Below are 11,910 nucleotides of genomic sequence, written 5' to 3'. Positions count from 1 at the left end.
ACACACACCACCTAAACTAGGATTTAGGCATACCCTGCATGAGTACCGTCTCATTTTATGCATTAGGAAGACAAAATACGCATTAAGTTTTTATAATCTTCAGCAAAATCACTGTCATCCTGAACCAATTCCTTAACCTTTCTGCAGGCATGAATCACCGTTGTGTGGTCACGACCACCAAAATGATCGCCAATTTCAGGCAAACTATGGTTGGTGAGCTCTTTGCTTAAAGCCATAGCCATCTGTCGAGGCCGAGCAATAGAGCGGCTACGTCGCTTTGACAATATATCTGCCACCTTGACCTTATAATATTCAGCCACGGTCTTTTGAATGTTTTCAATCGTAACTAATTTATCCTGAAGGGCCAAAAGGTCACGTAAAGCTTCATGAACAAATTCAATAGTAATTGGTTTGCCTGTAAAATGAGCATTGGCAATAACCCTGCGTAAAGCACCTTCTAGCTCTCTGACATTAGAACGAATCCGTTTTGCAATAAAAAAAGCCACTTCATAAGGCAGCTCAATATTGGACTGCTCGGCCTTGCTAATCAAAATAGCAACGCGAGTTTCAAGCTCGGGCGGCTCAACTGCAACAGTTAATCCCCAACCAAAGCGAGATTTTAATCGTTCTTCCATCCCCTCAATTTCTTTAGGATATCGATCACTCGTTAAAATGATTTGCTGTTGCCCTTCCAATAATGCGTTAAAGGTATGGAAAAATTCCTCTTGCGAGCGGTCTTTACCAGCAAAAAACTGGATATCATCAATAAGCAACGCATTTAAAGAGCGATAAAAGCGTTTAAATTCATTGATTGAATTAGTCTGAATCGCCTTAACCATATCCGCAACAAAACGTTCAGAATGCAAATAAAGAATTTTGGCATCCGGATTATTCTTGAGTATGGCATTACCAATAGCATGCATCAGATGTGTTTTTCCTAAACCCACCCCGCCGTAAATGAACAAGGGATTATATGCATCACCAGGCCGCTCCGCCACCTGCATGGAGGCCGCACGAGCAAGCTGGTTAGAATTACCTTCAACAAAGCTTTCAAAAACAAATTTTTTATTTAAGTGGCTGCTCTTATAATCAACCGCTTTTTTTGGAACAGCCTTAATTTCTGTAGAACTCGTTGGAGCAGATGTTTTAACTTCAGATGAAAATGAACCCGAAGAGCTCGAATCAGAGTCGGTACTGGAAGCCTTGCTCCCAATTTCAATGGAGATGGATTTAATCTCATCTCCACAAAATTGTTTAATTAATTCTTCGATTCGAGAAAAAAAATGTTTTTTTACCCAATCCACAACAAATCGATTCGGAGCAAATAAAATAAAACGTTGCTCATCTGTATGAGCCTGTAAAGGACGCAACCAGGTATTAAATTGTTGAGCAGAATACTCATCTTGTAACAGTCCTAAACATTTTTGCCAAACAGATGCTGACACAACTTAACTCCTCATCAAAGAAGGGTGGTAAAAAGAATATTAAAACTAATTATCCACAGCATTTAAATATGCCACTGAAAGTACCTGGACAGCAAGATAATTAAGCATGAAAATTACTTCGCAGAAGTGGAGAAGTAGAAACTTCTTCAGTTCACTAAGGTGCTGCTGCAGGCAAATTATACTCAGGCTTTAGAATAAAGAAAAGTTATCCACAAAAAAATGTGGATATTTTTCCTGACTCCAGCACCAAAGACTTGAAGTTGCTTGAAAAAATGGGAGATCGCTCAATTACCTTTCGGTGATAAAATAAATACCTGCTCAAGGGATGCCGTTTCAAAATAATAATCACGAACATTATGAAAAATAACGTCAATGTTGATGAACTAAGAAGTCATTTCGAAGAAGGACTATAAAAAGTATGGGCATCATCTTGTGCGTTGCCAGAATACGATTGCTTTAGATTAAAAAAAGAGGAAAAAGTTAATTTAATCTTCTTGTCGCATGCGCGGTTAAAAAATGAATGGGGTAAGATGGGGTGATTGAGATCCATTCCCCTCTTTTCTTCACCCTGCTCCTTTAATGAGGTGAAGGTACTGGATAATCGTGCAGCTAAATCACGTTCAAGGGTTGCCTTGCTTAATTGACTATGCATATTTTTTATTGTTTGATTTAACTCGTTCTTTTTAAAACGCTCACTCGTTTTAGCAAGGGATTCAGAGGCCATTGCAATACCACTGATTAATGCAAAGGCTAAAATTCCCCATCCTAATAAAGGAAAGGCGGCAAAACTTGAAAACAGTCCCATGCCTGTCAATACCCCTGAAACCCCGGCGCTACACCCTGTAATAGAACCAAAAGTACCTACAAAAGTAAAAAAAGGAGGAACCAATTTTTGAGCTAAGGGCACCGGAGTTAGGGATATTTTATGTACAAGGTGTTCTAAGATAATTTTATTATTAGGAATAGTTTGCTTTAATTGATATTCCTCATTGAGAAGCGACAGAATAAGGTATAAAGGGGAACGCGCATCCATATGGGCAATTTTATTGAGATCCATGATGAGGATTCGTGCGAATAGGTCATGAACATCCGTTTTCTCTTTTTCATGCAGCGCATACCGATAAATGCTATTGAGATACTCCTGGATATCAGTTAATAATTTTTGTTGATTTTTATCTAATTGCTCTTGAAATCTTCCTTCTTCATTTTTCATTTCTTGATATGAAAAATAGAAAATAGGAATGCCAACAGCAAAAAACAAAGAAATTGAAATAATCCCCAAAGTTAAAGAAAAAAGGCTGGCAACCGCCCCACCGAATACAGTAAAAACGATTCCAAACAATGGCCATGCGACACCGGCTCCCGATCCAACACCATTTAAAACGGATTTAAAAAATTTCATGAAGAAATCCTAATCACTGAGAATCATGAGGTTACCCCAAACAGCGCAAATGATTCATACCATCTTTTCTAAAGAACATTATCAAGTCCCCAACTCTTTACCGAAGCAATAATAAACAGGTAGCTTTTGATGCTCTTCAATCTATTGGCAAATCCTACTGTTTTGTGAGCGAAATACTGCTGGAATCGTGCTTATCCCGACTTACTTGTTCCTTGTTGGGATTCTGATCGCTCATCGTTTCAAGAGATACCCTCTCTTTGAACAGATTATAAAAACTTTTTAAAACCAGGGCGCGCTTAACCGTCACATCATTATCAGCACGCATGGGGGCAATGGAAGGAACTTTTTGCAAAAAGGAATAGCGAACCCGGGCTTCCATATCCCCTTTTAAATCTTTTTCCCAGCATGGGTTGGCCGTAATTTGTCGGTCGCAGCCCAATACCACTAAACTCGATTTTTTAAGAATTTCACCAGGATTTAAAATATAGTTTCGCATCGTGTGAGATAGTTTTTTTACTAACTCCGGTTGGTTGTGCCAAAAAGTAGCAGTGAGTAGAGGGGAGTTTGCGCCATGCGCAAGCGTGACTCGAGGAACATGATAGCTGCTGGTACAAATCACTAGATTTGGCGGACGAGATAAATTGTGGGTTTTACAAAAATGGCTCCAGTGCGTATCAAGAAATCGACTCAACCCAAGAACTTGCCCAAGAGTATTGTCAAACGGAATCGCATCAATAATAAATAACGCGGCAGGATACCCATTGAACTCTCCTTTTGCTTTCAATAGGGTTCTCAACTCCTCATTTTGTCGCTGAACACCATTGAAATAAATATAAACAGGCTTAGCGATACCGTTTTTAAGATTGTTTTGGGTACATCGTTTTGCGATGTTAATTCCATATTCCATTCGACGTACTGTGTCGGTTTTATCGTATTCGTTTTCACATAAAGCAAACTTATCAGCTGCTACTTCTAAATAGCTACCAAAAAATCCACTTCGCCCGGAAAGAATCACCACCATATCCGTATCTTGCAAGGATACATGGTGTGCATCAATCGCTTCTGCAAGCGCATATTCCGTTGTAAGCTCATTGGGATCAATGGGAAATTCTTTTGTTGAGGCAGTAGGTTTTCCTAGGGCGCCCAGAATCGCTTTGGTTGATAGTGTCATTGGCTTATTTTTAGTCTGTTTTTATAGATGAAACGTACCAGAATAGATGAAATTATATCGAATAACAACCATATTACTGGAGCAAGCAACCAGGTTCACTCTTTAAATTTTCTTCTTGTTCCTGAACGCTGCGAACACCCAATGAAGGCATAATAATAAAATTTCATGCCAGGGATTTACTCTGATTTTTGGACTTTCTTTGGCCAAGTAAAGTAAAAAGTGGTGCCCTTGCCTAATTCTGAATACACCCTAATTTTTCCACCATTCAATTCAATGATCTTTTTTACAATGGTTAAACCCACGCCTGTACTTTCAAATTCATCACGCCCTTTTAAAGTTTGAAATATGGTAAAAATTTTTTCATGGTATTTCGATTCAATGCCAGGGCCATCATCCTTAATAGAAAATTCATAAAAATCATCAATTTCTTTCGCATCAATTTCAATGTTACCATTTTTTTTATGATGATGTTTCATGCTGTTATCAATTAAATTAGAAAAAATTTGACTTAATTGAATTTCATCAGCATGGACTGTTGGAAGATGTTCCGCATAGTGAATCGTAAAACTCTTAGCGGGATCTAGGGTTTCAATTATCCCTTTTATAAGATTCTTCGTATTGACTGTTTGTATTTTCTTTTCTGTGTATTCAACACGTGAATACCCCAAAACGCCTGATATTAAATTGGACATGCGTTTCACACGACTGCGTAATAAAGTAAAATTCTTCCTACCTTGCTCATCTAATTTATTTCCGCTATCTTCCTCAATCCAAGTAGAAAGCATTTCTATCGCTCGCAGAGGTGCTTTTAAATCATGTGACACAATGTAGGCGAATTGCTCTAATTCATTATTAATTTTAATCAATTGCTCTTCTAAGCGTTTCTGCTGGGTAATATTGTGTGATATGTTGAGATAACCAATTGGTTTGCCTTCATCATCCTTGCGCATCGTCATTACAACCGAGGCCATAAAATGAGAACCGTCTTTTCGAACGCGTTCGATAAACTCTTCAGCCTCACTTTCTGTGTTAACTTTTTCTAAAAAACGTTGATATTGCCCTGATTTAATATATTCAGGTGTATGGAGTATTTCAATATTTGCTTTACCTACAACTTCTTCTGCTGTATATCCATAATTATAAAACGCACCCTTGTTCCAAATTAAAATATCACCGGTCAAGTTGGTGGCTATGATCGAATATTCGTGCGAACTTTCTAAAACATTGTGTAATAAATTTTTAGATGATCGCTCGATTTCAGTCACAGCTTTCTGATCTTGCCAAGATCGAGTCCGCATTTCCAATTTTTTTATAATTACTTTTTCTTTATTTAATGCATCCTCTAAGCTCTTTATAAACTCTAAAGCTCTTTTGTCATAAAAATAAGCCAAACATAAAATAATAAACAACAAACCCAAAATGGAAATGATGTCCAAAAGTGCCGAGTGCGCAATCGGTAATGAAGGAGTTGAGGAAGCAAAGAATTCTAAAACATAGATCAGGATTACCGCGATGCTGCATACACAAGCCGAAAAGATCCCTGATTTAATACCACCAAAAAAGAATGCCGTTATGGGCGGTAAAGCGAGCCAAAAGGTTGCCGGTGCAGATATTCCCCCAGTAGTATATCCCAACCAAAATAAAGTGAGCGCCAAACTACCGACAATGAGCTCACGGGTCCAAAATACCGACCCTGAATTCTTTAATATAAATGCGGCACCTACAATGCAAACCCCTTCGAGTAAAATCACCAAAGCAGCGGCCTCTGCGCCAAAAAAATAATAAAAAAATGCAAAAAGAGGCGCAGAGACAGCGGCAATCATGACGCCACCAAGAATATTTTTGGCGCGAAAATAATCTTCACGACGTGCTTTAATCTTTTCTGGAATAAAATAATTAGATAATTGGGTAAACATGGTAAGCACTTAGAGCAATTGATTATTCCCTTAGTTCAATACTAGTACATTTCCAATGATAATGAACTAAGGGTATCCCTTGCCGCATTAAAATATAAATGGGTTTTGTAAGGTTAATTCCATAGAAAAATCAGTATTTAAACCTAAGAAAAGTAAAATTTGTGTTTCATTACACAACAACTTAAAATAGTTAAAACTTGGAATTATTATTGATTATTAATGAAATTTTTAAAAATTAGCTTTTATATCGCGTTAATTTGTAGTTCAACAATTGTATACTCTGAAAACATCACGATTACTGATTATCAACGAACCTATATACCGGTTTATACGAAAGATGGGACTCTATCGATTGCTCTTCGTACGTTCAAACGAAATAACATTCCTTCATTTTTAATCGTTAATACCAATAACTTAGATACCCGTGTGGTACCAATCACCGAAATTTCCCTGACTGATGGGAAAAATACGAACCGCCTTGGTGATTATGCCCAGTGGCAGATTGCAAGTACCAATTATTATCAATTACTACAAAAATACACCTCGAAACCGTATGTCATGGAAAATTATGGTTTAACCCATGCTAGAAGTGCTGTTTCAGGCAACATATTAACTGTAGATATGTGTCAATCTTCTGTACCCTTTGAAAAAGAGTTTTTTGATCAATTAGCGAGTTTATCTCATAAAAAACCCATTCCTGTGGCGGTATCGATGTCTGGATTGTGGTTATTAATGCATCAAAACGAGTTTCAATACCTATTGGATCTACAAGCAAAAAAACAATTGATAATTACTTGGGTCAATCACTCCTTTAGTCATCCTTATTACGATGATTTGCCCTACACCAATAACTTTCTTTTATCCGAGATGATTAATGAAGAGAGTGAAATTCTATTAACGGAAAAATATCTTTTAGAAGAAAATCAGGTGCCTTCCATTTTCTTTAGATTCCCTGGTCTTATTGCCAATAAAAAATTAATTATGAAGATGAAGAAATTTGGCTTAATCCCATTAGGCGCTGATGCTTGGATAGCAAAAAACCAGCCTATTACTCCAGGAGCTATAATACTTGTGCATGGTAATGGTAATGAACATCAAGGAATTACCGAATTAACCCCCAAACTAAAACAATTAGAATTCGTGCCCATTAACTCCAGTGTCTAACAGCTTATTAAAGTAGGATCATAGGTTATAAAGAATGAACTATCAAATAGATCAAGTACAACCACATGTTGCGGAACAGTTATGTAGGGAAATTACTATCGATTTACCTGAATGGTTTGGTCTGCCTGAATGCAATGAATACTATGTAAATGGAGTAAAAAAGCACATTAACTTTGCAGTAAAAGTAAATAAGCGGTATGTAGGACTACTTAGTTTAGAATTTCCATATCCAAGAAATGGTTCTATTTTTTGGATGGGAATTTTTCGTCAATACCATGGACAGGGTCTTGGATATGCATTAATGCGGGAAGCAATTCGATATGCAGTAGCTCAATCAGCACTTACAATCACTGTTGAAACCTTATCTCCAGATCAACGTGATGCAAATTATCTAAATACCTACAGATTCTATGAGCGTCAGGGATTCCAACCACTTTTTAATTTAAAGCCTGCTGGATATCAATGGAATATGGTTTATATGTCCTTAATTTTGGATAAGACAATGCAAGAAAATAAACTCGAGCCCTTGCATCCATTTCTGCTACCTGCCTCCATCAAGGATTATCCAACCATTCAAAATATGGCCCGTTTTTATGTTTACGATATGTCACGATATTGTGGATTTATCTCCGATGATTGGGCTTGTCCACAGGACGGTCTTTATGAAAGTTTCGATTTTAAAATTTATTTTGAGGACCCCAGTCGGAAAGCTTTTCTTGTCCTCGTAGAAAAAGAACTTGCTGGTTTTGTCCTACTGAATCAAATCGGCATTTCATCAACTACTCAATGGAACATGGGGGAGTTCTTTATTTTGGCAAAATTTCAAGGTAAAGGTGTCGCTGCTCAAATCGCCGAGGAACTTTGGAAAACTCATCCTGGGCAATGGGAGGTAAGCGTCATTCCTGAAAATGCTCTTGCTTTGAGGTTTTGGTGTAAAACCATTGCCAATTTCACCAATAATAATTATTTAAAAGAATTAAAAAGTGTTAGTTATCATCCAGAACATCGTTCTCGCTATATTTTAACTTTTAATTCCAGAGCGACAGATTAGAGCTTAAAAGAGTCTGATTAGCTCATCAGAGCTAATTTTTATTTAATTTTACACTCCGTTATGGATACCTAATCGAATCGATAATCGGGGCAACGGCAACAACAAGTTCGAGAATACCGGATTGTTTTAGTTACCAAATAAACGGTACAAGCCGTGTGGTCACTTTTTTCTGATACTCCGTATATCCTGGCAAATCCCGTGCAAGTATTTTTTCTTCATTTAGGATACGAGCAACGAGAATGGACAAAAGGACGGGGACCCAAAGCAGCGTCCACCAAGAACCAAGCGCAAGCGGCGTGCCGATGAAAAGAAAGATGGCACCAAGATACATTGGGTGACGGACGACCCCGTATAGACCAGTGGTTATCACTTTTTGCCCCTCTTCAACACGAATGTTGGCAGCAGCATAAGTATTCACTTTCGAGACAAGATAAAAAATGTAGAATGAGAAAGCAACCAGCACGTTCCCGATGATCGAGACGTACCTGGGTACCAGCGACCAACCGAAGCGCACATCGAGTGGCGGCAAAACAATAAGCACGGTAGAGGTCACAAAAAGTAACGACATAATGATTTTTTGAGCCGGTTCCTTCTCATAGGCTATGCCCGCTTCGGTACGGCGCTTGAGAAGCGCGGGATCATGTTTTGCCAGATATACGCTGTATGCGGCAGACGCAATGATGAATACCGCCATATAAACCCAACCTTGCCAATAGTTCAGGGTACCTGCAGGAATAAAAAGAAGCGCGAGCATCACCAGCGTCCCTAAAATTGAAGATCGAAGCAGTTGTTTGTAAAGAGAGTCCATATCTCCTTCTTTTCTTGGAGTTATCGTTCAAATCTAAAACTTGGTGTTCATCTTACCCTTGACCTTTATCTTAAACAACTCTAGGGCAAACTTAGAATTTGATGGCTTGTGGGAGCACGCTGGTTTTGCGGTGCTCAAGATCACCGCTGCGTCACCAAATTTTATTTTTAACAATGCATATCCCCAGGATAATCAGACAAAAAAATGGTTTTTCCTGTTTATATTTCTTTATACGGCGATAAAACTTGGGGCTTTTAATTAAATGCCCATGCAACGCATGAATGGCTAAATCGAGGGCATTTGTTAACGTAAAAGGATTTAGAAAAAATACCTGCTCCCCACGTTCTGCCCCTGGGTTTATTCGTTTAAAAAAAGACTCTGCTGCAGTAGGAGGTTTTTGCTTTACATGGAACTCTTTTTTAATTTTATTTGCTAAATTGGTAGCAATTAGATTTCCCTGTTCCACTCGGTAACTGTCTACTCCTATTTTATGTAGGGCTTTGATCATCAGTTGAGTGATGTCCTCAGGCGTTTCTTCATCAGGATTAGGCCATGAGGGTTTATGCTTTAAAGAATAGACTAAAGAACCCGAGCTTGAGGCCAAACCGGAGCAGTATTTGCGTTTGAATGGATATTTTAAAAATAAACGAAAAATATATTTGGATGAAGCATGAGAAATACACCCTTCATGTGCACAGGTTGGATCGACTACTACATTGCCAAAATAAATAATCGATGTTTTTTTAAAATTAATGATCTGTACCCCTATGGTAGCAACCAGATGATGGCTTTTTTTATGGTAATAGAACAGTAGATAATCGCGAGGGAGCAGATAATCTAAAATAGTTTGCGCGTCGAGATGAATTTGCTGTTGATGCAATGCAACCAATTCTTGTTTTTGTGAATCAGTTAAATGTCTGGGTTTGATCGTTTTTACATACAAATTCTTCACGTTGCCCCCAAAACTCATTCTCTTTTAGAAAAAAGCATGTTGCGCTCTTAATCTGTTCTGTAGTTAATGCTTGAAATGAGGATTTGGAGATTTTTAAATTATTATTCAGTTACACCGTTAATCCCATACAACGCATTGCTAATACATCTCTTTAAACACTAAACCTTGAGTTGATTACAAAAGCCATATTGTTTAAATTTAGACCATGCCAAAAGAATTTCCAGAAGATTTAATCGATTCAACAGGGAATCAAGGCATGATTATTTTTAACCGTTACCAATTCATTACTCTTTATGTCCTATACTAAATAATAGTTTGGACTTGCATGGCCTAGCGAGTGAGTCAGCTATCTGGAAGAAAAAAATATGGATCAGAACATACCCGATTCTTTTTTCGAACAACTTCAAGGTACGGGAACTATCATTAAAGAACCAGATCTTGCCTTTTATAAAAAAAACACCTTAGGTATTAACGCGGAGATTGATGCCGTATTCCAACCCGAGTGCAAGGAAGATGTGCAAAAACTGGTTTTGTTAGCCAATAAATTCCAAATCTCATTATATCCAATTAGTACAGGCCGTAATTGGGGATTGGGGAGTGCCATACCAAAACATAACAAATCAGTGGTTGTAGACTTATCCAAAATGAAGCAAGTGATTCATTTTGAAGAAAAAACAGGAATAATCACCATTCAGCCCGGAGTAACTCAAGGCGACTTACGTGTCTTTCTTGATAATAAAAAGGCTCGATTCATGAGCTCCATTACCGGAGCCGGACCGAATACCAGCATTATAGGTAATATCTTGGATAAAGGTGTGGGGGTTTTAGGGTCGGCTATTCATACCATTCGTTCTATTGAATGCGTACTGCCTGATGGCTCCCTTTATAACGATGGGATAAATGGGCTTTGTAAAAAACAACTCACCCCATCGATCAGAATTGGTGTTGGTCCTCTCTTAGAAGGGTTATTTATTCAAAGCGATTTGGCTATAGTCACCGCGATGACTATAGCGTTGTATCACCAACCCAAATACATCACCACCTTTTACATCAGTGCTCCTGATAAAACAGCCTTGACTAAGACCATTGATATTTATCATCAGTATAATGCCCTAAATGGCCACAGCAATATACTCAGTGGGAGATGGAGCAAGGCTTTACTCCCTTCGAAACAAATGGGTGGATATTCTTATTCGTGCATCATAGCGAGTATGGACGCCTCGTTGCACCAAGCCAGAAAGAAAATGTTAAAAAAGCTCATACGAAACGCGGGCTTAAAAGGTTACTCCATTGGTGATAACAACATTTTGCGTTTAAAAAAAGTGTTTCATCATCCTTTTATGCAGCAGCATTTTAGTCGAATTGCCTCATTAGTAGATTTATTGGACATGTCATTGAGTTATTCTAAAGGATATCCCAATGAACATAATTTAAAAGAACAATACCAACTCCTGCAAATTGATATTCCTCAAGACAGGTATTTAGAATTAGCAGAAGATGGTGTTGGCTTTATATGGTATATAGTCCTCTTCGCAGCTACATCAGAAAACTTACTTTCTTTTCATGAGATCGTCTATAAGTCAGCGGAGCTGCACCAAGTTACTGATAACCGATTTCACGTCCTTCCCTACAAATCCGATGTGTTAGTAGGATTAGCGCGTGTCGCATTCAATCTTTCTGATCCTACTGGCAAAGACAAGGCGCATGCTTTTTATCGGGATCTTTTAGAACGAGGGATAGAGCAAGGGTTTGTTCCCCATCGCGTACCTTTCCATGTGATCAATTCCCTTGTTAATTTAGAGAGCCCTTATTGGTCTTTGATCAAAAAAATTAAAGAGGCGATAGATCCTCATCATATTATTGCCCCAGATAAATATTGGACAAAATAAATTGCTTCCTGTTACTTTTTAATCTCTATAAAGGAAGCCATCAAAGTATATTTTCATCAATAAATAATTATTTATCGTGCAAAAAAAGATAAGTTATTCGCAAACATTCTCT

At 38.0% G+C, this 11,910-nt stretch carries 9 protein-coding genes; 3 read left to right on the top strand and 6 right to left on the bottom strand.

Going from position 1 to position 11,910, the window contains the following annotated elements:
• Window positions 1-62: 62 nt before the first annotated feature.
• The 4 genes from dnaA to OQJ13_RS08885 all read right to left on the bottom strand — a co-directional run bounded on the left by dnaA (window position 63) and on the right by OQJ13_RS08885 (window position 5,934).
• Window positions 63-1,445, bottom strand: a complete 1,383-nt coding sequence (gene dnaA, locus OQJ13_RS08900) for a chromosomal replication initiator protein DnaA (RefSeq protein WP_265710509.1) — start codon at window positions 1,443-1,445, stop codon at window positions 63-65.
• Between the two features lie 391 nt (window positions 1,446-1,836).
• Entirely contained in the window at window positions 1,837-2,847 is a 1,011-nt protein-coding gene (locus tag OQJ13_RS08895; protein WP_265710508.1) for a hypothetical protein, read from the bottom strand.
• Between the two features lie 154 nt (window positions 2,848-3,001).
• Window positions 3,002-4,018 carry a hypothetical protein gene (locus OQJ13_RS08890; RefSeq protein ID WP_265710507.1) on the bottom strand — a complete coding sequence of 339 codons (1,017 nt, stop codon included), beginning with the start codon at window positions 4,016-4,018 and terminating at the stop codon, window positions 3,002-3,004.
• A 176-nt stretch (window positions 4,019-4,194) separates the two neighbouring features.
• Window positions 4,195-5,934 (bottom strand): sensor histidine kinase, encoded by a 1,740-nt coding sequence (locus OQJ13_RS08885; protein WP_265710506.1) that lies wholly within the window; start codon window positions 5,932-5,934, stop codon window positions 4,195-4,197.
• A gap of 219 nt (window positions 5,935-6,153) precedes the next feature.
• Here OQJ13_RS08885 and OQJ13_RS08880 point away from each other — a divergent pair, with 219 nt between their 5' ends.
• On the top strand, window positions 6,154-7,098 hold the full coding sequence (locus OQJ13_RS08880; RefSeq protein WP_265710505.1) for a hypothetical protein: 945 nt from the start codon (window positions 6,154-6,156) through the stop codon (window positions 7,096-7,098).
• Window positions 7,099-7,132: 34 nt separating this feature from the next.
• Window positions 7,133-8,149, top strand: a complete 1,017-nt coding sequence (locus tag OQJ13_RS08875; protein ID WP_265710504.1) for a GNAT family N-acetyltransferase — start codon at window positions 7,133-7,135, stop codon at window positions 8,147-8,149.
• A gap of 130 nt (window positions 8,150-8,279) precedes the next feature.
• On the opposite strand, the gene OQJ13_RS08870 is transcribed toward OQJ13_RS08875, so the two are convergent.
• Together OQJ13_RS08870 and OQJ13_RS08865 are read right to left on the bottom strand one after the other, a co-directional pair.
• Window positions 8,280-8,957, bottom strand: a complete 678-nt coding sequence (locus OQJ13_RS08870) for a methyltransferase family protein (protein ID WP_265710503.1) — start codon at window positions 8,955-8,957, stop codon at window positions 8,280-8,282.
• A 151-nt stretch (window positions 8,958-9,108) separates the two neighbouring features.
• On the bottom strand, window positions 9,109-9,909 hold the full coding sequence (locus OQJ13_RS08865; RefSeq protein ID WP_265710502.1) for a hypothetical protein: 801 nt from the start codon (window positions 9,907-9,909) through the stop codon (window positions 9,109-9,111).
• A 365-nt stretch (window positions 9,910-10,274) separates the two neighbouring features.
• Here OQJ13_RS08865 and OQJ13_RS08860 point away from each other — a divergent pair, with 365 nt between their 5' ends.
• Window positions 10,275-11,798 carry an FAD-binding oxidoreductase gene (locus tag OQJ13_RS08860; protein ID WP_265710501.1) on the top strand — a complete coding sequence of 508 codons (1,524 nt, stop codon included), beginning with the start codon at window positions 10,275-10,277 and terminating at the stop codon, window positions 11,796-11,798.
• Window positions 11,799-11,910: the final 112 nt, after the last annotated feature.

The organism is Legionella sp. PATHC035 (genome assembly GCF_026191115.1).
In the GTDB taxonomy this organism is placed as follows: domain Bacteria; phylum Pseudomonadota; class Gammaproteobacteria; order Legionellales; family Legionellaceae; genus Legionella.
The sequence above is the reverse complement of the archived record's forward strand: the minus strand, read 5'-3'. Positions and strand labels throughout refer to the sequence as shown.